The 21323-nt window shown below is 65.7% G+C and carries 19 protein-coding genes; 17 read left to right on the top strand and 2 right to left on the bottom strand.

The genetic code is table 11. The features are described from left to right. Nucleotides 1–13 precede the first annotated feature (13 nt). From leuS to holA, 4 genes are all read left to right on the top strand, one after another. Complete coding sequence (gene leuS / locus IWX78_RS06025) at nucleotides 14–2578, top strand: leucine--tRNA ligase (RefSeq protein WP_442929213.1); 2565 nt, start codon at nucleotides 14–16, stop codon at nucleotides 2576–2578. A gap of 113 nt (nucleotides 2579–2691) precedes the next feature. Beyond that, nucleotides 2692–3339 carry a helix-hairpin-helix domain-containing protein gene (locus tag IWX78_RS06020; protein WP_196832586.1) on the top strand — a complete coding sequence of 216 codons (648 nt, stop codon included), beginning with the start codon at nucleotides 2692–2694 and terminating at the stop codon, nucleotides 3337–3339. A 179-nt stretch (nucleotides 3340–3518) separates the two neighbouring features. Next, nucleotides 3519–5741, top strand: coding sequence for a ComEC/Rec2 family competence protein (locus tag IWX78_RS06015; protein ID WP_196832585.1), 2223 nt, complete (start codon nucleotides 3519–3521; stop codon nucleotides 5739–5741). Between the two features lie 48 nt (nucleotides 5742–5789). Then, complete coding sequence (gene holA, locus IWX78_RS06010) at nucleotides 5790–6818, top strand: DNA polymerase III subunit delta (protein WP_196832584.1); 1029 nt, start codon at nucleotides 5790–5792, stop codon at nucleotides 6816–6818. A 94-nt stretch (nucleotides 6819–6912) separates the two neighbouring features. On the opposite strand, the gene rpsT is transcribed toward holA, so the two are convergent. Beyond that, entirely contained in the window at nucleotides 6913–7173 is a 261-nt protein-coding gene (gene rpsT / locus IWX78_RS06005; RefSeq protein WP_196832583.1) for a 30S ribosomal protein S20, read from the bottom strand. A 364-nt stretch (nucleotides 7174–7537) separates the two neighbouring features. On the opposite strand from rpsT, the gene lepA reads away from it, so the two are divergent. The 3 genes from lepA to hemW are packed head-to-tail and all read left to right on the top strand — an operon-like array spanning nucleotide 7538 to nucleotide 11300. Then, nucleotides 7538–9388, top strand: coding sequence for a translation elongation factor 4 (gene lepA, locus IWX78_RS06000; RefSeq protein WP_196832582.1), 1851 nt, complete (start codon nucleotides 7538–7540; stop codon nucleotides 9386–9388). Nucleotides 9389–9392: 4 nt separating this feature from the next. Beyond that, a complete protein-coding gene (locus IWX78_RS05995; RefSeq protein ID WP_196832581.1) occupies nucleotides 9393–10046 on the top strand; it encodes a DUF1990 family protein in 654 nt (217 codons plus the stop codon). 30 nt (nucleotides 10047–10076) lie between these two features. After that, nucleotides 10077–11300, top strand: a complete 1224-nt coding sequence (hemW, locus tag IWX78_RS05990) for a radical SAM family heme chaperone HemW (RefSeq protein WP_196832580.1) — start codon at nucleotides 10077–10079, stop codon at nucleotides 11298–11300. A gap of 13 nt (nucleotides 11301–11313) precedes the next feature. On the opposite strand, the gene IWX78_RS05985 is transcribed toward hemW, so the two are convergent. After that, nucleotides 11314–11982, bottom strand: coding sequence for a DUF4870 domain-containing protein (locus IWX78_RS05985; protein ID WP_196832579.1), 669 nt, complete (start codon nucleotides 11980–11982; stop codon nucleotides 11314–11316). Nucleotides 11983–12190: 208 nt separating this feature from the next. Between IWX78_RS05985 and hrcA the strand changes: the two genes are divergently transcribed. The 10 genes from hrcA to IWX78_RS05935 all read left to right on the top strand — a co-directional run bounded on the left by hrcA (nucleotide 12191) and on the right by IWX78_RS05935 (nucleotide 21321). After that, nucleotides 12191–13213: a heat-inducible transcriptional repressor HrcA gene (gene hrcA / locus IWX78_RS05980; RefSeq protein ID WP_196832578.1), complete on the top strand. Its 1023-nt coding sequence runs from the start codon at nucleotides 12191–12193 to the stop codon at nucleotides 13211–13213. Nucleotides 13214–13292: 79 nt separating this feature from the next. Continuing rightward, nucleotides 13293–14384 (top strand): molecular chaperone DnaJ, encoded by a 1092-nt coding sequence (dnaJ, locus tag IWX78_RS05975; protein ID WP_196832577.1) that lies wholly within the window; start codon nucleotides 13293–13295, stop codon nucleotides 14382–14384. Nucleotide 14385: 1 nt separating this feature from the next. Next, nucleotides 14386–15120, top strand: a complete 735-nt coding sequence (locus IWX78_RS05970) for a 16S rRNA (uracil(1498)-N(3))-methyltransferase (protein ID WP_196832576.1) — start codon at nucleotides 14386–14388, stop codon at nucleotides 15118–15120. A 48-nt stretch (nucleotides 15121–15168) separates the two neighbouring features. Continuing rightward, nucleotides 15169–15525 carry an HIT domain-containing protein gene (locus tag IWX78_RS05965; protein WP_196832575.1) on the top strand — a complete coding sequence of 119 codons (357 nt, stop codon included), beginning with the start codon at nucleotides 15169–15171 and terminating at the stop codon, nucleotides 15523–15525. After that, on the top strand, nucleotides 15518–16618 hold the full coding sequence (locus tag IWX78_RS05960) for a PhoH family protein (protein WP_196832574.1): 1101 nt from the start codon (nucleotides 15518–15520) through the stop codon (nucleotides 16616–16618). The genes IWX78_RS05965 and IWX78_RS05960 overlap by 8 nt, the downstream gene beginning before the upstream one ends. After that, on the top strand, nucleotides 16615–17079 hold the full coding sequence (gene ybeY / locus IWX78_RS05955; RefSeq protein WP_196832573.1) for an rRNA maturation RNase YbeY: 465 nt from the start codon (nucleotides 16615–16617) through the stop codon (nucleotides 17077–17079). The genes IWX78_RS05960 and ybeY overlap by 4 nt, the downstream gene beginning before the upstream one ends. Next, on the top strand, nucleotides 17079–18374 hold the full coding sequence (locus IWX78_RS05950; RefSeq protein ID WP_196832572.1) for a hemolysin family protein: 1296 nt from the start codon (nucleotides 17079–17081) through the stop codon (nucleotides 18372–18374). Before ybeY ends, IWX78_RS05950 begins: the two co-directional genes overlap by 1 nt. A gap of 2 nt (nucleotides 18375–18376) precedes the next feature. Next, complete coding sequence (era, locus tag IWX78_RS05945; RefSeq protein WP_196832571.1) at nucleotides 18377–19357, top strand: GTPase Era; 981 nt, start codon at nucleotides 18377–18379, stop codon at nucleotides 19355–19357. A gap of 81 nt (nucleotides 19358–19438) precedes the next feature. Beyond that, entirely contained in the window at nucleotides 19439–20635 is a 1197-nt protein-coding gene (locus IWX78_RS05940; RefSeq protein WP_196832570.1) for a sensor histidine kinase, read from the top strand. Further along, the gene (locus tag IWX78_RS05935; RefSeq protein WP_196832569.1) at nucleotides 20632–21321 is read left to right on the top strand and encodes a response regulator; all 690 of its coding nucleotides are present in this window, start codon (nucleotides 20632–20634) and stop codon (nucleotides 21319–21321) included. The genes IWX78_RS05940 and IWX78_RS05935 overlap by 4 nt, the downstream gene beginning before the upstream one ends. The last annotated feature ends 2 nt before the right edge of the window (nucleotides 21322–21323 follow it).

Raw genomic sequence — 21323 nt, 5'->3', positions numbered from 1 at the left:
TGTCTTCCCCCTGATGAATGAGAGTCACGTGTCGAACGAGCAGAACCAGGCCGGTCAGAAGTACGATTTCGCCGCCATCCAGGAGAAGTGGCTGCCGGTCTGGGACCGGATGAAGCCGTTCGCGACGAGCGACCAGGCCGACAAACGCCCCCGCAAGTACGTGCTCGACATGTTCCCTTATCCGTCGGGCGACCTGCACATGGGGCACGCTGAGGCGTTCGGTCTCGGTGACGTCGTTGCGCGATACTGGCGCCAGCAGGGCTTCAACGTGCTCCACCCGATCGGCTGGGATTCGTTCGGTCTGCCGGCCGAGAACGCAGCCATCAAGCGCGGTGTCGACCCTCGTGGCTGGACCTACGACAACATCGCCCAGCAGAAGTCCAGCTTTCGGACCTATGCGCCGTCGTTCGACTGGGACCGTGAGATCCACACCTCCGACCCGGAGTATTACCGCTGGACCCAGTGGCTGTTCCTCCAGCTGTTCGAGAAGGGCCTCGCCTACCGCAAGGCCAGTGCCGTCAACTGGTGTCCGTTCGACCAGACAGTGCTCGCGAACGAGCAGGTTGTCGACGGTCATTGTGAGCGCTGCGGCAACCTCGTCACCAAGAAGAAGTTGACGCAGTGGTACTTCCGGATCACCGATTACGCCGACCGGCTCATCGACGACCTCAAACAGCTCGAAGGCGCCTGGCCGACCAAGGTCGTGAGTATGCAGCGCAACTGGGTCGGGCGCTCGACGGGTGCTGACGTCAACTTCGTCATCGAGGGCAGGGCGGAACCGGTTCCCGTGTACACGACGCGCCCTGACACGCTGTACGGCGTGACGTTCATGGTCGTCGCCGCCGACTCCGAGCTGGCGGCCGAGCTCGTCGAGGACACGTCGGACGAGATCAAGGCGGCGTTCACCGAGTACCTCGACCGGGTCAAGGGTGAGACCGACATGGACCGGCTGAGCACCGAACGCGAGAAGACCGGTGTATTCCTCGGTCGCTACGCGACCAACCCGCTCAACGGCGAACGCCTCCCGATCTGGGTCTCCGACTACGTTCTCGCCGATTACGGGCACGGCGCGATCATGGCAGTGCCTGCGCACGACCAGCGCGACCTCGACTTCGCCCGGGCATTCGATCTTCCTGTGCGTGTGGTGGTCGACACCAACCAGCCGGTGACCGGTGCCATCCCGGTCCTCGTCGACGGCGAACTGCCAGACGACCTGCCACTCACCAACCCCGCAGACACCGGCGAGGCACTGGTCGGACCCGGCCGTCTGATCAATTCAGGGCCGTTCAACGGGCTGAGCAAGAACACGGCGATCGCGAAGATCACCGATGCGCTGAAAGCATCCGGATTCGGCACGCCTGCCAAGAACTACCGCCTGCGCGACTGGCTGATCTCACGGCAGCGTTACTGGGGCGCCCCGATTCCGATCATCCACTGCACCGTGTGCGGCGAAGTTCCTGTGCCAGAGGACCAGCTCCCCGTTCAGCTGCCGCCGGCTGATGGCCTCGACCTGCAGCCGAAGGGGACCAGCCCGCTCGGAGCCGCCGAGGACTGGATCAACGTGCCGTGCCCGCGCTGCGGGGCGGCGGCGAAGCGCGACTCCGACACGATGGACACCTTCGTCGACAGCTCCTGGTACTACCTGCGGTACCTGAACCCGCAGTCCGACACCATGGCGTTCGACCCGCGCCAGGCCGACAAATGGGCTCCGGTCGACCAGTACGTCGGCGGTGTCGAGCACGCCATCCTGCACCTGCTCTATTCGCGCTTCATCACCAAGGTGCTCTACGACCTCGGTCACCTCGGTTTCACCGAACCGTTCACCTCCTTGCTCAACCAGGGCATGGTGCTCATGGACGGTTCGAAGATGTCGAAGAGCCGGGGCAACCTCGTCGAGTTCGCCAGCGAGCTCGAGCAGTACGGTGCGGACGCGCTTCGGGTCACGCTGGTCTTCGCCGGACCGCCCGAAGACGATATCGACTGGGCAGATGTGTCCCCGGCCGGGTCCGCGAAATTCCTCGCACGAGCCTGGCGCGTCGCCCACGATGTCACGAGCGCCCCTGACGTGGTGTGGAAGACCGGGGATGCTGCGCTGCGCCGGGCCACGCACCGATTCCTCGCCGATGCACCCGGCCTGGTCGAATCGTTCAAGTTCAATGTCGTCATCGCCCGGCTGATGGAACTCGTGAACACCACGAGAAAGGTCATCGACACCGGTGCAGGGCCTGCGGATGCTGCGGTGCGCGAGGCAGCGGAAGTCACCGCAGTCGCCCTCAACCTGTTCGCGCCGTACACGGCTGAAGACATGTGGCACCAGCTCGGTTACGAGCCCACCGTTGCGCACGTGCTCTGGCGCAAGGCGGACCCGACACTCCTCGTGGAGGAATCAGTGACCTGTGTCGTGCAGGTCGACGGCAAGGTACGCGACCGGCTCGAGGTTTCGCCGAAGATCGGATCAGACGAACTCGAAGCACTCGCCCGCGCATCCGCCGCCGTCCAGCGGACGATCGGGGACCGGTCGGTCGTCAACGTCGTCGTGCGTCCCCCACGGGTCGTGAGTATCGCAACGAAGCCGTAACATCCAGCGTGACGCCGGCGCCCGTCCCTGCACAGGGGCGGGCGCTTCGTGCGCTCTCCCCAGTTCGACGCCCCACCGCTCGGCGGGCCCTTCTGAACGGTTAGCTGGGCGACATGGCCAGGCATGCCCCTGCGCGGTCGCCCGGAAGCCGTGTCGCCGAGCGTCTGCCTTTCGCGTCGCGCCGTTCGTCCGGCATCCGTCTCGGCGTCGGAGCGCTCGTGCTGCTGCTTCTCGGCGGACTCGTCGCCGCTGTGGTCGTGACCCTCTCCGGAGGGGCAGGACAGGTGACCACCCTGCCTGATTCAGGAACACCGACCGCCACGGCGAGTGCACCATCGGGTGCCGTCGTGTACATCCATGTCCTTGGTGCCGTCTCGAGTCCAGGGGTCTACCGGTTCCGGGACGGTGATCGCGTGGTCGACGCCATCGCCGCTGCGGGGGGATACACCGCTGAAGCCGACCCTCAGGCCGTGAACCTGGCGCGATTTCTCAGCGACGGCGAACAGATTCTTGTCCCTGTCCGTGGTGCCGCGCCTCCGCCCGGCGAGGCCGCTCCTGGCGGCGAAGGGGCACAGGTGAATCTCAACACGGCGACCAGCTCAGAACTCGAGACTCTTCCGCGGATCGGTCCGGCCATGGCCGAGCGCATCATCGCCTGGCGAGATGAAAACGGGGGTTTCACGAGTGTCGACGATCTCCTCGGGGTGGCGGGTATTGGCGACAAGACCTTCGAAGGCCTCCGCGACCTGGTCACGGTATGACACCCGCGCTCCGGATCGTACTTTCGGCCGGATCAGCATGGCTGACAGCTGTCGTGCTGGTCGGCATTCCAGGTGCTGCGGCTGGTACCGCGGTGGCGGCGTTCTTCGCGGCGGCTGCGTGTACCGGCGTCGTGGTGCTCCGACAGCGGTCGAGCCGGCGCGATGATCCGAGTGCCGAAGTGAGCTCACTCCGCCTGGCCCTCGTCGCTCTGGCGCTTCTCGGGACCGCGCTCGCTGCGACGGCCGTCGCCGCCAGGGCGGATGCCCGCACACCGCATCCGCTCGTCGAGGCGTCAGACGCGGGGCGGACCGTGACGGTGATCCTGGACGTGACCGAGAAGTCGGTGATCGAGGAACGGGGCGGTCGTTCGGTATGGGACCGGTCCGGCGGCGCCGGGGAAAACGACGAGGACGGCACTGCCCAACGAATTCGCGGGACTCTCACCACCCTGAGCATCGGGGAGCAACGGTGGCGCACGGCGGTACCCGCACTCGTTTTCGCGACGGTCGACGACGAGCGACCGGTGGCCATCGGCAGTGCCGTCGAGGTAGTGGCCGTTCCTCGACTGACCGACCCCGGCGACGGCGCCGCCGTGCTTCTCTTCGCCAGTCGACCGGTATCCGTGCTGTCAGGCCCCCCGTGCTATCTGGCCTGGGCGCGGGACCTGCGGGCAGGTTTCGTCTCGGCGGCGGCCTCCCTGCCGGGGAACGGCGGCTCGCTGATACCCGGCCTCGCAGTCGGTGACACCACTGCGGTGAGTGCCTCACTCGACGATGCCATGAAATCGAGTTCGTTGAGCCACCTCACCGCAGTGTCCGGGGCGAACTGTGCGGTCATCGTGGCGGTGCTCGTCGGCCTGCTGTCGGTGTGCGGAGCATCCCGGGCGGCACGGATCAGCGGCGCCCTGGTCGGTCTCGGACTGTTCGTCGTGCTGGTCACACCGGAGCCGAGCGTGGTTCGGGCCGCACTCATGGCCCTCGCCGTGCTGATCGCGCTCGGCGCCGGCCGACCTCACGCCGGGCTGCCCGTTCTGAGCCTGGTCGTCCTCGTGGTCGTGGTCGCCGACCCGTGGCTGTCACGCAGCTACGGCTTCGTGCTCTCTGCCCTCGCCACCGCCGGGCTGCTGCTACTCACCCGCCCGCTGACCCGCTTGCTCTCCGCTGTGCTGCCCCGCTGGTTGGCTGCGGCATTCGCCCTGCCGATGGCGGCGCAGATCGCCTGCCAGCCGGTGCTCATCCTCCTCAACCCGGCGCTCCCGGTCTTCGGCGTCCCCGCGAATCTGCTGGCGGCGCCAGCGGCCCCGCTCGCGACGCTCCTGGGACTCGCGGGGTGCATCCTGCTTCCCGTCAGCGGACCATTGGCCGGGCTTCTGCTGTGGCTCGGCTGGCTCCCGGCCAGCTGGATCGCCGGAATCGCCACAACGGTGCACTCGCTACCGAACCCGTCCCTGCCGTGGCTTCCCGGAGCAGCAGGGGCGATCAGCCTCGCCGCGCTCACCGTGGTCGCCGTCGCCGGGGGCGTTGCCCTGAAACGCGGGAAGCGGTTCCTCGCCGGGTGCTGCCTGGCCGGGCTGGTGCTCGCGACAGGCGGCTACGCGGGAACTCTCGCCGCACAGCGCATCGGGCCGTCTCTGGCGATGCCGGACGACTGGAGCCTTGCCGCCTGCGATGTCGGCCAGGGCGATGCGATCGTGGTGCGGAGCGCAGGGGCGGTTGCGCTCATCGACACCGGCGCGGAGCCTGCCCCGGTCGCGGAGTGCCTGGAGCTGCTGTCGATCGACCGGCTCGACCTGCTCGTGCTCACCCACTTCGATCTCGACCACGTCGGAGGGGTGCGAGCCGTGATCGGCCGCGCAGCCGAGGTACTCACCGGCCCGCCACAAAACGCCGCAGACGAACGGATGCTCGCCGAGCTGGCTGCTGGCGGTGCCGTCGTCCGAGGAGTCAGTTCCGGCGATGAGGGCCGGTTGGGCGCCGCGGGCTGGCGGGTGCTCTGGCCGCCGCCGCGATCCGCTTCGCTCTGGGAGGGGAACGCGGCGAGCGTGACACTCGTTATCGAACCGGACCACCCCGATGGCATCCGCGGTCTCTTCCTCGGCGATCTCGGCGGACGGGAACAGGCCCGCATCGTCGCCGGCCACCGGCTCGGTGGTCCTGTCGATCTCGTGAAGGTCGCCCACCACGGGTCCGCCGATCAAAGTCCGGGTATCTACGAGGCTGCTGCCGCCCGGATCGGGATCGTGTCGGTCGGGGCAGAGAACGGGTACGGGCATCCGACCCCTTCGATCCTTGCCGTGCTCGCCGAGGTGGGCACCACGCCCTTCAGGACCGACCGGTGCGGGCTCGTCGTGGTCGGAGGAACCGCATCGGAACCGGCTGTCTGGACGGAACGGGCCTGCTGAGGAGGGTCGGAGGTCACCGGTAGTCTTGTCGAGGAAGGTAGGTGAACCGTGGCAGCTGCGCGTGGTACGACCACCGCGAAGGCGGCGTCGAAGGTCGCTATTCCCCAACTGGGCTGGAACTCCGTTCGCCCGGCCCCCGTCGTCCTCGTCTCGGGCACCCAGGGTTTCCTCGCCGACCGGGCCATCCGGTTGCTCCGCGACTACCTCAAAGCCGAAGATCCCAGCCTCGAGGTGAACGACATCGAAGCCGACAGCTATGCACCCGGCGAGCTGATCACCCTCGCAAGCCCCTCTCTGTTCGGCGAGCCGCGGCTGATCCGGGTGACCAACGTCGAGAAGTGCTCCGATTCATTCATGGCCGAAGCGCTCGCCTACCTGGAGTCGCCTGCCGAGGGCGCATACGTCGTTCTGCGGCATGCCGGGGGAGTCCGGGGCAAGAAGCTCCTCGATGCGGTCCGGGCCAGCAAGGCATCCGCCATAGAGGTGGTCTGCGCCGAGTTGAAGAAGGAGTCCGAGAAGTACGATTTCGCGGCGGCCGAGTTCAAGACAGCGGGCAAGCCGATCCGGCCGGCGGCACTTCGCGCGGTGGTTTCGGCCTTCGCAGACGATCTCGCTGAGCTCGCCGGCGCCTGCGCCCAGCTCATCGCCGACAGCGGTTCAGAAATCACCGAAGCCACGGTCGACCGCTACTACGGCGGGCGGGTGGAGACCAACGCTTTCGCGGTGGCGGACGCCGCGATCGCCGGCCGGTACGCCGAAGCCCTTGTCGGACTGCGCCACGCCCTCGACTCGGGAGCAGACCCGGTGCCGATCGTCGCCGCGTTCGCGAGCAAACTCCGGACGATGGCGAAGATCCAGGGCGGGCGCGGGTCGTCCGGTGACCTCGCACGGCAGTTCGGTCTGGCACCCTGGCAGGTGGACCGCGCACGCCGTGATCTTTCGGGCTGGACCGATCAGGGCCTCGGGCGGTGCATCCAGATGCTCGCTGAAACCGACGCGAACGTCAAGGGTGGCGGGCGCGACCCGGTTTACGCTCTGGAGCGAATGATCCACACCGTGGCCGGGCGCGGTCGCTGATCGAAACGGTGCCGTCGGCATCGGCCGTCGAGGGAGCATCGGGGTACACAAAAGGCCCCGCAGTAGCGGAGCCCTGTGTGAAAAGACGTGCTGCTTAGAGTGCAGCGACCTTCTTGGCGAGAGCCGACTTGCGGTTCGCTGCCTGGTTCTGGTGGATGACGCCCTTGCTCACGGCCTTGTCGAGCTTCTTCGCGGCGGTCTTGAGAGTTGCCTCTGCCTTGACCTTGTCGCCGGCGACGATGGCCTCGCGGGCCTGGCGGACGACGGTGCGGAGCTGGCTCTTGATCGCCTTGTTGCGCTCCGTTGCCTTCTTGTTGGTGCCGATTCGCTTGATCTGCGACTTAATGTTTGCCACGTTTATACGCTTCCGTTGTGTTCGAATGGGAGTGCCGCTGGGCGAGAGAGGGCGCTTTGCGGCGAAAATCGTGCGGGGCGACCCACACGCAAGTCAAGGAGCAACGATACCAGCCTCTGGGGCATTCTCTGAAATCTGTCGCGAGCGAACCGCGAACTGCGGCTGGGGGTGGTTCGGATGCCGCCCGACTCGCGGCCCCTTCATCCGTCACAAGCTGCGGCTATGCGCCCACACCGCCCTCGTTCGGGACGGATGAACGGATGTACGGCATCCGTTGCCTGCACCGCAGGATCACCTCACTTGCGGTTCGTGGGACAATAGGGAGTTAGTCCATTCCCATCGAGCAACAAACCCTGAGGAACGCGTGAGCCCCAAAGCTGCGAAGGCACTCGAGCCTGCCGCTACCGACCCATCGTTCATCCGCAACTTCTGCATCATCGCGCACATCGACCACGGCAAGTCGACGCTCGCCGACCGGATGCTCTCCGTCACGGGGGCCGTCTCCGATCGCGACATGCGCGCGCAGTATCTCGACCGGATGGACATCGAACGCGAACGCGGCATCACCATCAAGAGCCAGGCCGTGCGGATGCCGTGGGAGCTCGATGGCCAGACCTACGCGCTCAACATGATCGACACCCCCGGCCACGTCGACTTCACCTACGAGGTGTCCCGATCGCTCGCCGCGTGTGAGGGCGCGATCCTCCTTGTCGACGCCGCCCAGGGGATCGAAGCGCAGACGCTCGCGAACCTGTACCTGGCGATGGAGAACGACCTGGAGATCATCCCCGTCCTCAACAAGATCGACCTTCCGGCCGCCGACCCGGAGAAGTACGCCAAGGAACTGGCGAATCTCATCGGCGGTCGACCCGAAGACGTTCTGAAGGTGTCGGGGAAGACCGGCGTCGGCGTCGAGGAGCTCCTCGACCGCGTCGTGCAGAAGATTCCGAACCCGGTCGGCGACCCCAACGCACCGACGCGCGCCATGATCTTCGACTCGGTCTACGACACCTACCGGGGCGTCATCACCTACGTCCGGATGATCGACGGCCACCTCAGCCCGCGCGAACGCATCCAGATGATGTCGACACGGGCCGTTCACGAATTGCTCGAAATCGGGGTCAGCTCGCCTGAGCCCGCCCCGACGAAAGGCCTCGGTGTCGGCGAGGTCGGGTACCTCATCACCGGGGTGAAGGACGTGCGCCAGTCGAAGGTCGGAGACACGGTCACCACCGCGACGAAGCCGTCGACCCAGGCGCTTCCCGGTTACACCGACCCGAAACCGATGGTGTTCTCCGGTCTGTACCCGATCGACGGCAGCGACTACCCGGTGCTCCGCGACGCCCTCGACAAGCTCAAGTTGTCTGACGCGTCGCTCAACTACGAGCCGGAGACATCCGTCGCCCTCGGGTTCGGGTTCCGGTGCGGCTTCCTCGGACTTCTGCACCTCGAGATCGTCACCGAACGTCTCGAGCGCGAATTCAACCTCGACCTCATCGCCACGGCACCGAGCGTCACCTACGAAGTCACCACCGACGACAAGAAGATCATCACGGTGACGAACCCGAGCGAGTTCCCCGGCGGCAAGATCGCGTCGGTTGAGGAGCCGATGGTGAAGGTCGGCATCCTCTCGCCGAAGGATTACGTCGGCACGATCATGGAACTCTGCCAGGGCAGGCGAGGAACCCTGCTCGGCATGGAATACTTCGGTGAAGACCGGGTCGAGCTGCGCTACACGATGCCTCTCGGCGAGATCGTCTTCGACTTCTTCGATCATCTCAAGAGCCGCACCCAGGGTTACGCATCACTCGACTACGAGCCGTCCGGTTCGCAGAGCGCCGACCTCGTCAAGGTCGACATCCTGTTGCAGGGTGAACAGGTCGACGCGTTCAGTGCGATCGTGCACCGCGAAAAAGCCTATGCATACGGCCTGCTGATGACCGAACGTCTGAAGAAACTCATCCCTCGGCAGCAGTTCGAGGTGCCGATCCAGGCTGCCATCGGGGCCAGGATCATCGCCAGGGAATCGGTCCGCGCCATGCGCAAGGACGTTCTCGCCAAGTGCTACGGCGGCGACATCAGCCGCAAGCGCAAACTGCTCGAGAAGCAGAAAGAGGGCAAGAAGCGTATGAAGATGGTCGGCAGGGTCGAGGTCCCCCAGGAGGCGTTCATCGCCGCACTGTCCGGGGAGACCGAGACGAAAGACAAGAAGTAAGCGGATGCGCCGGAGCAACTTCGAAGACCAGCCCGTCGACTATGCGGCGGTCGGGGCGACACAGGCCCACGACCTGATGACCTACCCGCCGCGCGGCTTCACACCGTATGAGGCGTCCATCAGGCTCGGCAGCGGGGTCGAGCGTTTCGAGTCGGCGACCGCATCCCTGCTGAGCTGGGACGTGCTTCGCGGTGCAGGACTCGACGTTCTCGAGGTCAAGGCCGAGGCCGGACAGCGATACGGCGGGATCCGATACGCCGAAGACGGAACAGCCCTCGAACCCATCGCCGTGTCCGGCGAGCAACGGTTCGCGGCCGACGGCACGCCATATGTGGCGTCGGGGTCCACGGCCCGTCTCCGCGGGCATGTCGGGGCGTTCCGGATGGACGAACGGGTGCGGATCGTCTACGTCGTCGAGGAACCCACATCGGTGTCCTTCGCGTACGGGACCGTCGGCGCCCACCGCGTGAGCGGCGAGGAGTCGTTCCGGGTCGAGCGACGCGACGACGACTCCGTCTGGTTCGAGGTGCGCTCGTTCACGCGATCCGTCTCCCTGCTCTACCGCCTCGTCCCGCCACTGGTGAAGGCCAGGCGCAAGAAATTCACCACCGCATTCCTGCGCTCCCTCTCGCCGCTGTGGTCGACCCCGACGGCCTGACGTGAACCGCATCCCCTTCCGGTCTCCCTGATGGCCGGGCCCCAGCCCATCGCCGACCCGGCGCCCCTCGATGGCGCCCTTCCGGCATCCGTACTCGACGGCGCATCGGATCGGATGCTGTCGGTCTATCTGCACGTTCCTTTCTGCCGGGTGCGGTGCGGCTACTGCGATTTCAACACCTACACGGCCACCGAGCTGCGTGGGGCGAAACAGTCGGATTACGCGTCGGAGGCCGCAGCCGAGGTCGCTTTCGCCGGTGCCACCCTCCGCGCCACCGGGTTCTCCGACCGACCCGCAGGCACCGTGTTCTTCGGCGGAGGCACCCCGACCCTCCTGCCGGCGACCGACCTGGTGCGGATGCTCGATTCCGTTCGCGACTCGATCGGCATCGCCGCGGGAGCCGAAGTCACCACGGAGGCGAACCCGGACTCCGTCGACGCCGAGTACTTGGCGACCCTCGCGGACGCAGGATTCACGCGTGTCTCGTTCGGGATGCAGTCAGCCGTTCCCCACGTGCTCGCCACTCTCGAACGCACCCACGATCCCGATCGGGTGCCTCTCGTCGTCGACTGGGCACGGCGGGCAGGACTACAGGTCAGTGTCGACCTGATCTACGGAACACCGGGGGAGAGCATCGACGACTGGTCGGCATCCGTCGATGCGGCGCTCAGCACCCATCCCGACCATCTGTCGGCGTACTCGCTCATCGTCGAGGACGGCACGAAACTGGCACGTCAGATCCGGTCAGGCCTCGTCGCCCGACCGGATGAAGACCTGCAGGCCGATATGTACGAGCTCGTCGACGCACGGCTCGCGGCCGCAGGGTTCGACTGGTACGAGGTCAGCAACTGGGCGAAGGGGGCCGAGTTCCGTTCGCGTCACAACCTCGCCTACTGGCGTAGCCAGGACTGGTGGGGAATCGGGCCTGGGGCGCACAGCCACATCGGGGGTGTGCGGTGGTGGAACGTGAAGCATCCGGCTGCGTATGCCGCCAGGATGAGCGAGGGCCTGTCACCCGGAGCCGGACGTGAGACGCTCGATGCCTCGACCAGGGAACTCGAACGGGTTCTCCTCGAGGCCAGGACGCGGGAGGGGATCGCAATCCCATCGCTCGCCGCAGAAGCCAGGACGGCTGTGGCGGGACTGATCGCAGACGAGCTCGTGAACGCCGAAGCCGCCCTGCGCGGAACAGTGGAACTGACCCTGCGCGGGCGGCTTCTCGCGGACGCGGTCGTCCGCAGGCTGACCGAATGAACCGGTCGGTTGCTTACTTCACCATCCGGAAGGCGAAGAAGTAGCGGTACGCCTCGCCGTTGTTGACCTTGACGCCGCCGATGATGCCGAAGATGATTCCGAGTACTCCGACGATCCAGGCCAGCGGGTAGAGCAGGAAGCCGATGAGCACGAAGGCGAGGATCGTGCCGACGATGTAGAGTCCGACAACGAAGATCGTCACGGTGAGCTGGAAGTTCAGGGATTCCTTCGCCTCCTGGCGAGTGAACGGTCCGCGGTCCTTGAACACCAGGAAAATGATGAGCGGAGCGATCCACCCAGCGGTTCCGGCGCCGAGGAACGCACCGAGTGCGCCACCGAAGTGAGCGAACGACGCCCACTGCTTGTCTTCTGCCTGCGTGAGCGGTGCTCCTGCCTGCTGCTGCCCCTGGTAGCCGTACTGGGGAGGCTGCTGGCCGGGCTGAGGCTGTTGGCCATACTGCTGCTGGCCATAGGGCGGCTGCTGCCCCTGGTAGGGAGCCTGTTGGCCCTGGTGCGGCTGCTGACCGCCATAGGGCTGCTGCGGCTGCTGACCGCCATACGGCTGCTGCGGCTGGCCACCGTATGGCTGCTGCGGTGCCTGGGGCTGCTGCGGTGGCTGGGGCGCCTGCTGCGGCTGGTTCTGGGCGGGATCAACCGGGGGTTGCGCGTTGGGGTCGGTCATGGCCAAGCCTTTCGATCGGTGGCGCTGATGCACTGTGCGCCCGTCCATACGCGTTCCTGCTGAGGAACTGTCGTGGCGGGCTTGAGCTAAAAGTACTGCTGTTCAGGGCGTTCGGCAATTACCTCCCCCGCGAGGCGCGCGCTAGAATTGGCACTCAGGGTCTTGGAGTGCCAAAGGTTCGAGGCCGGTTCAGCGGGAGGAGGGGCACATGGTTTCCGAGAGAAGCCTCGAAGTCCTCCGCGTTATCGTGCAGGACTATGTCGCCAGCCGTGAGCCCGTCGGGTCGAAAGCCATCGTCGAGCGGCATTCATTCGGCGTCTCCGCCGCGACGATCCGCAACGACATGGCGCAGCTCGAAGAGGAAGAACTCATCTCTGCTCCTCACACGTCGTCCGGACGGGTGCCGACAGACAAGGGCTACCGCCTCTTCGTCGATCAGCTCGCCGATCGCAAACCACTGTCGCCGGCGCAGCGGGAAGCCATCGAAACGTTCCTCGGCCAGTCGGTCGGACTGGATGACGTTCTCCTGCGAACCGTGCGTCTGCTGTCGCAGATCACGAACCAGGTGGCGATCGTGCAGTATCCCTCCTTCGCCCGGGCGCAGGTTCGTCATGTCGAGCTCGTCGGCCTGACCGAACACCGTCTGCTGACCGTGCTCATCACCGACACCGGGCGGGTGGAGCAGCGCGTTGTCGAGATCGAACATCCGGTCGACGCCCCACGCCTGGAGCGCTTGAAGGGTCGGCTCAATGCGAGACTGGGTGGAACGAACGTCGACGCATCTTCGGCGATCCTCGACGCCATTCGCACCGAATCCGAGCAGGAAGACGAACTGCTCGTCGCCCGAGTCACCCACGCCCTGGCCGAACAGTTCGACGAGTACCGGCACGACAAACTCGTCATGGCCGGAGCCGCAAACCTCGCCCGCACGGAGGACGACTTCACCGGAAGCATCTACCCGGTGCTCGAGGCCCTCGAACAACAGGTGGTGCTTCTGCGGTTGTTCGGCGAGATGGCGGTCGATCTGAACGGGGTATCGGCGTCGATCGGCCGGGAGAACGCGTCGTTCGGGCTCGGGGAAACCTCGATCATCGCGAGCAACTATCGTTCCTCTGCTGGCGAACTTGCCAGACTCGGCGTGCTCGGACCGACGAGAATGGATTACTCCAACAATCTTGCAGCCGTCCGAGCGGTCGCGCGATACCTGTCGCACCAGCTCGGCGACAACTGACCTGCTGGACTCGGCACAGCTCACCATCCCCCCGGTCGTTTCCCGAGCACAACGACGACCCCACGACGAAAGGCCTTGAGTGGCTGACCATTATGAAGTTCTCGGAGTGTCGCGCGAAGCGACCACAGACGAGATCAAGAAGGCGTATCGACGCCTCGCGCGCGAGCTGCACCCCGATGTGAATCCCGGTGCAGAGGCATCCGAACGGTTCAAGGAAGTCACCCACGCATACGACGTGCTCAGCGACGCCAAACAGCGCCAGCAGTACGACATGGGCGGATCCGGCGGAATGGGCGGCGGGTTCGGCGGGTTCGGCGACATCTTCGACACCTTCTTCGGCGGTCAGCAGCAACGCGGACCCAAATCGCGTCGTGAACGCGGCCAGGACGCGCTCCTGCGGGTCGAGGTGGACCTCGCCGAAGTCATCTTCGGCACCCATCGCGACCTCGAGGTCGACACCGCGGTTCTCTGTGACACCTGCCAGGGATCCTGCTGCCAGCCGGGCACCTCGCCGATCACGTGCGACATCTGCCGCGGTACCGGCTCGATCCAGCGCGCCGTCCGCTCGCTTCTCGGCAACGTCATGACCTCGACCCCGTGCGGCACCTGCCGCGGGTACGGGACGGTCATCCCCAACCCGTGCGTCACCTGCCAGGGTCAGGGGCGCGTGCGCGATCGCCGTACGGTTCCCGTCGATATCCCGGCGGGAGTCGACACCGGACTCCGCCTGCAGATGCCGGGCAGCGGCGAGATCGGTCCGGCCGGCGGCCCGCACGGCGACCTCTACCTCGAGATCAAGGTGCGCAGCGACGATCGGTTCAGCCGCAACGGCGACGATCTGCTCTGCACCCTCGACGTGCCGATGACGGATGCCATCCTCGGCGTCACGACAACCATCAACGCCCTCGACGGTGACGTCGACGTCGAGTTGAAGCCGGGTGTTCAGAGCTCCGAGGTGCTCACCGTCAAGGGGCGGGGAGTCACGAAGTTGCGCGGTAACGGGCGAGGAGATCTTCGGATCGGCGTGCAGGTGGTCACCCCCACCCGCCTCGACCACCGTGAGCGCGAACTGATCAAGACCTTCGCCGCGGGGCGCGATCAGAAGGGTGCCCAGCTCGGTTCATTCCAGCAGGGACTGTTCTCGAAGCTGCGCGACCGCTTCCTCGGCTGACATGAGCAGCCTCTACCTGCGGGAGGACCTCGACGGCACCACCGTCGGGGCTCTCGTCGACCTCACCGGTGCCGAGGCGAAGCACGCAGTGACCGTGAACCGGTCGCGCGTCGGTGACGAGATCCTGATCGGCAACGGCCGGGGACTGATCGCGACGGGCAGGATCGAATCCACCGAACCGGGAACGGTCGGCGTTCGGATCTCCTCCGTCGAGAGCGAGCCGGAGCCCACGCCCCGTCTCGTGCTCGTGCAGGCTCTCGCGAAGGGTGATCGCGACGAGATGGCCGTGCAGGCCGCAACCGAACTCGGAGTGTCAGCGATCCTCCCGTGGGCAGCCTCTCGCAGCGTCTCCCGTTGGGAGGGTGCCAAGAAAGAGAAGGGCCGTTCCCGGTGGGAGACCATCGTGCGGGAAGCGTCCAAGCAGTCGATCCGCTTCTACGTCCCCGAGGTCGGTCCACTCGCGACGAGCGCGGACCTTGAAAGGCTGGCCGCGACATCCCGGGTTCTTCTCCTCGACCCGACAGCAACGGATCGGCTCAGTGCGCTCGCCCCGGACCCGGACGGCAAGGACCTGCTGCTCGTGGTCGGCCCTGAGGGTGGGATCAGTGGCCATGAACTCGACGCGCTCTCCGCCGCGGGCGCCGAACGGGTACGGCTCGGAAACACGATCCTCCGCACGTCCTCAGCGGGACCTGCTGCGATCGCGGTGCTCAACGCGGCCCTCGGACGCTGGTGAGCGGCTTCCCGGCACCCGCGCGTCGCCGGGGCTTCGTAGGATAGGACCATGTCGACGACCGAACCCAGCATCTTCAGCCGAATCATCGCGCGCGAGATTCCCGCCACCATCGTCGGTGAGACCGACCGGCTCATCGCGATCAACGACATCGCGCCGAAAGCCCCGGTCCACATCCTCGTCATCCCCAAGACCGGGAAGTTCGCCACCGTCGCCGAGCTGGCCGCGGGTGATCCGGCCCTGCTGGCCGAGCTCATCGCTTTCGCCCAGGAGCTTGCAGACCCACACGGCGGGCAGTTCCGTCTCATCTTCAACACCGGCGAACGCGCAGGACAAACCGTTTTCCACGTTCATGCTCACGTACTCATCGGCGACCTCGGAGAGGATCCACGTGCCGAAAATGAATGATCCGCTACTTCCCGCCGATGACCAGGACATCCGTCCGGATATCGCTGAGGCAAAGCTGCATGTCGACGGCGTCGCGATGGTGCGACTCCTCGGGGCGCAGGATCGTCTCCTGACGACCATCGAAAAGCAGTACCCGTCTGTCTCGCTCCACGTCCGGGGAAACGACATCACCCTCACCGGTGACGCAGCGCAGGTCCGCGCGGCCGAGAGTCTGATCGCCGAACTGATCGACATGGTCAGGCAGGGCCAGGATCTGGAGCCTGTGGAGGTTCTCTCGTCAGCACGCATCCTCGAAGACGGTTCGGGCAAACCGGCCGACCTTCTCGGGCAGGCCATCCTGACGTCGCGTGGCAAAAGCATCCGTCCGAAGACGCTCGGCCAGAAGGAATACGTCGACGCGATCGATGAGAACACCATCGTGTTCGGGATCGGCCCGGCCGGAACCGGCAAGACCTACCTCGCCATGGCCAAGGCCGTGCAGGCGCTCCAGCGCAAAGAGGTCGAACGGATCATTCTCACGCGTCCAGCCGTGGAGGCGGGGGAGAGGCTCGGGTTCCTCCCTGGCACTCTGACCGACAAGATCGACCCCTACCTGCGCCCGCTCTTCGACGCGCTCAACGAAATGATGGATCCCGAACTGGTGCCGAAGCTTCTCGCCGCAGGCACGGTCGAGGTCGCGCCGCTCGCCTACATGCGTGGCCGCACGCTCAACAACGCCTTCATCGTTCTCGATGAGGCGCAGAACACGTCACCCGAGCAGATGAAGATGTTCCTCACCCGGCTCGGCTTCGGCTCGAAGATCGTCGTGACCGGCGACATCACCCAGATCGACCTGCCAGAGGGCGCATCGGGGCTCCGTCTCGTGACGCGCGTGCTGTCAGACGTCGACGACATCCACTTCGCCCGCCTGACCAGCGACGACGTGGTGCGTCACAGCCTCGTCGCGAAGATCGTCGACGCCTATAGCGAATACGACGCTGTGAAGCAGGCCGAGCGGTTCGAACGCGGGCAGGCCAAGGAATTCGCGAACCGCGCCGAGCGGCGGGGAGCATCTCCCCGGGATCGGATGCCTCGGAGGGGCACGAGTTCATGAGTATCGAGATCAACAACGAATCCACCATCCCCGTCGATGAGGCCGCGCTTCTGCGGCTCGCCGACTACGCTCTTGGCGCCATGCACGTCAGCCAGGAGGCAGACCTCAACATCGTTCTCGTCGATGAAGCCGCGATGGAACAGCTCCATGTGCAGTGGATGGATGAGCCAGGCCCCACCGACGTCCTCAGCTTCCCGATGGACGAGCTGCGACCAGGGACGGAGGACTCCCCGACAGCCGCAGGACTTCTTGGCGACATCGTGCTGTGTCCCCAGGTCGCCGAAGGCCAGGCCGAGACAGCCGGTCATTCGACGCTGCAGGAGCTGCTGCTCCTCACGACACACGGCATCCTCCACCTGCTGGGTTTCGACCACGCGGAACCAGCCGAGGAACGCGAGATGTTCGGCATCCAGCGTGACATCCTGCTCGGGTTCTCCGTGCAGGAACGTTCATCCCGCTGATGTTCCTGTACTGGTTCATCGGGATCGCGCTCGTCCTCGTCGCCTTCGGCGGACTCATGGCGGCGGCAGACGCGGCCATCGGAGTGACGTCGCGAGCCGTCATGGCCGAGCTGGCCGAGAGATCGCGACGTCCCAGGTACCTCAGGGCCATCGCTGACGAGCCCGGCGCCCATCTCAACGCCATCAATTTCATCCGTGTGCTCGCTGAGACGACTGCGGCGGTTCTCGTCACGCTGGCTTTCGCCTTCTCGATCGACTCGCCGTGGCTTGTGTTGCTGCTCTCGGCCCTGATCATGACTGCCGTGTCGTTCGTCCTGGTCGGCGCGAGTCCGCGCAGTTTCGGCAAGTCGCATTCGGACGTCATACTTCTGGTCACTGCACCCATCATTCGGACGGTCCGCGTTCTGCTCGGCCCCCTGGCGAACGCCCTCGTCGCGTTCGGCAACCGGGTCACCCCTGGAGTCGCACGCGAAGCGTCGTTCTCTTCCGAGGAACAGCTGCTCAACATGGTCGACGAGGCAACCGAACTCGATGTGCTCGAAGAGGATGACCGGGAACTTATCCACTCGATCTTCGAGTTCAACGAAACCGTGGTGCGCGAGGTCATGATTCCCCGCACGGACATGGTCACCGTCGACGCAAGCGTCACAGTGCAGCAGGCGATGAGCCTGTTCCTGCGCACCGGTGTTTCGCGGATCCCGGTCACCGACGGTGAGGTCGACGAGGTCGCAGGCATTCTCTACCTCAAGGACGTCGTCCGTCTCATCCATGAGGGGGATGCTGCTGCGAACAGCGTCAGCGTCCGGGCACTCGCCCGCCCCGCACTCTTCGTGCCCGAATCGAAGAAGGCGGACTCGCTGCTGCAGCAGATGCAGCTCGAATCCAACCACCTGGCGATGGTCGTCGACGAGTACGGCGGAATCGCCGGCCTCGTCACACTCGAAGACCTGCTGGAGGAACTCGTCGGCGAGATCTCCGACGAATACGACACCGACTCACCTGACGTCGAGAAACTCGACGACAACCGCTACCGCGTGAGTGCCCGGCTTCCGGTCGACGAGCTCGGTGAGCTGTTCGATCTCGAACTCGACGACGACGAGGTCGACACCGTCGGCGGGCTGCTGACGAAGGTGCTCGGCCGGCTTCCGGTTTCCGGTTCGGTCGCTGAGACCGACGGGCTCCGGCTGACCGCCGAACGGACAGAGGGTCGGCGCAAGCGGGTGAGCACCGTGATCGTGACGCGGAGTGCTGCCTTGCGCGACGTGCAGAGATCATTCGAATCGATAGAGGAGTAGTCATGACACATGACGATCAGAACACCGAAGAACCCACAGACGTCAGCGCGCCGACCGAGCCGCAGCAGCCGCAGCGGGAGGTCCTCCCCGACACCGGGTACCGTGCGGGATTCGTCTCGTTCGTCGGCCGACCCAATGTCGGCAAATCGACGCTGACCAACGCCCTGGTGGGCGAGAAGGTCGCGATCACCAGTTCGAAACCTCAGACAACCCGTAAGGCGATCCGTGGCATCGTGCACGATGAGGTGGGCCAGCTGATCATCGTCGACACCCCGGGTATCCATCGCCCGCGCACGCTCCTCGGTCAACGACTCAACGACCTCGTGCAGTCGACCCTCAACGATGTCGACGTCATCGGGCTCTGCATCCCGGCCAACGAGAAGATCGGCCCTGGTGACAAGTTCATCAACGAACAGCTCGACCAGTACCCGAGGGCGAAGAAGGTCGCGATCGTCACCAAGATCGACGCGGCTGCCCGCCCAGTCACCGCTGAACAGCTGATGGAGGTGCAGGAGTTGCGGTCATGGGACCTCATCATCCCGGTGTCGGCGACCAACAGCATCCAGCTCGACACCCTCGTCACCGAGCTCATCGCCCTCATGCCGACGTCGGCGGAGCCCCTCTACCCTGCGGATGCCATTACCGACGAGAACGATGAAGACCGGATCGCCGAATACATCCGTGAGGCCGCCCTCGAGGGCGTCCACGATGAGCTCCCGCACTCCCTTGCTGTCACCATCGACGACATGATCGAACGCGAAGACAAGGACCTCCTCGAGATCTTCGCCAACGTATTCGTCGAACGTGACAGCCAGAAGGCGATCATCATCGGCAAGGGCGGTTCACGGCTGCGCGACGTCGGTCAGCGGGCGCGGGTTCCGATCGAGAAGCTCGTCGGCAAGCAGGTCTTTCTCTCGATCAGGGTCAAGGTGGCCAAGGACTGGCAGCGCGACCCGAAACTCCTCGGCCGCCTCGGCTTCTGACGCATACATCCCGAGGATGATCTTCGCCCCTGAACGCCCGAATCCGGGGCGTGCGGTGCGCTGACGAACTACCGTTGAAGGATGTTCCGTCGCCTCACGCCCGTCCAGGTCGCCATCGACCTCGTCGTCGCGTGCGTCTTCGCGTTGGTCGTCGCCGGTCTCGAGCTGCCCGCGTCAGACGGCATGAGCCCGGTCGTCGTCATCCTCGGAATGACCGGAGCGCTCGCCCTGCGGCGACTCTCGCCAGGTCTCGCCCTCGCTGTGGCATGGATCACCGTCGCCATCCAGCTCGGAAGCGGGATGCAGGCCGTGCCGTCGAACATGGCCATTGTCTGTGTGCTGTACGCGACCGCGTGCTACGGCGGCACCTGGGTCAAGTGGGCCGGACTCGTCTCCGCCATCGGGGGCGGGGTCATCGCTGCCACCTATACGACGTTCACTCTCTACGGCGGCACCAGCCCGTTCTCCATCGGCAGCATGCCCCAGGTGGTCTTCACGTCGCTGGTCGGTTCGATCGCCGCGATCTTCGTCTTCGGCCTGTCCTGGACCGTCGGCCTGCTCGTCCGAACCTCGAGGGCAGCCCGCGAGGAAGGAGCCCGCAGGTACCAGGCGCAGCAGGAGCGTCGCCTCGCTGAACAGGCTGTCGTCGTCGAGCAGGAACGCAACAAGATCGCACGTGACATGCACGACGTCGTCGCGCACTCACTGGCCGTGGTCATCGCCCAGGCCGACGGTGCGCGGTACGCGTATCGAGGCGATGCCGACGCTATGGACGGCACGCTCGGAACGATCGCCGAGACGGCTCGCAGCGCACTCGGTGACGTCCGGATGCTTCTCGCCGAACTCAGACACCGGCAGGGTGAGGGCCCCCAGCCGCTCCTGACCGACCTCGACGCACTGTTCGACCAGATGCGCGGTGCCGGGCTCCGGCTCGAACTCACCCGGTCGGGGCCGGAGCATCCGTTACCGGTCGGCCACCAGATCGCCGTGTACCGCATTCTTCAGGAGGCGCTCACCAACGCGCTCAGGCATGGTGCCCCTGACATGCCGGTTCTCGTCGACCTGGCCTGGCGCCAGGGCGGGCTCACCGTGCGGGTGGAGAATGTCTCAGCGCCCGCCGTCACCCGAGAGCCGTTCGGCCACGGCATCCCCGGGATGCGCGAGCGCGCCAATCTTGTGGGAGGGGCTCTCACCGCGGAAGCCACAGCAGCAGGTGGATTCGTCGTCACCGCATTCGTTCCTGTGCCCCAGCCCGTCAGTCAGGGAGAGTTTCGATGACCGACAACCCCATCCGCGTCGCGCTCGTCGACGACCAGCAGCTTTTCCGGGCAGGCATCCGCATGCTCATCGATTCGCAGCCCGACCTCGAGTTCGTCGGAGAGGCGGCCGATGGACGAGCCGGGTTCGAGCTCGCTCGCAGCACCCGGCCCGACGTCATGCTGATGGACGTCCGGATGCCGGTCATGGACGGTATCGCTTCGACCATCGCGATCCTCGAGGCAGCGGATGCCGAGAGCCGGCCCGCCCCGCGGATCATCGTGCTCACCACGTTCGACCTCGACGAGGGGGCCGCATCGGCGCTCCGGAAGGGTGCCAGCGGGTTCCTCCTGAAAGACACACAGCCGGATTTTCTTCTCGCAGCGATCCGGACCGTTCACTCAGGAAATTCCGTCATCGCACCGGGCGCGACGCACGCCCTGTTCGCGCATTTCAGGGCACCGGCATCCGTCCCCGTCGTGCCGGCCACATTCGAGACCCTCACCAGCAGGGAACGCGGAATCTTCGCCTTCGCTGCCCGCGGGATGAGCAACTCCGAGATCGCAGCGCAGGAATACCTGAGCGAGGCGACCGTGAAGACCCACATCTCACGGGTGCTGGGCAAGCTCGGACTTCGCGACCGTGTGCAGCTGGTGATCTTCGCCTACGAGCACGGGCTGAACGTCGGTGATCATCCGGGAGGATGACC

It is taken from the genome of Mycetocola sp. CAN_C7 (assembly GCF_015752285.1).
Classification (GTDB): domain Bacteria; phylum Actinomycetota; class Actinomycetes; order Actinomycetales; family Microbacteriaceae; genus Mycetocola_A.
This window is presented reverse-complemented; position numbering and strand designations above follow the sequence as displayed.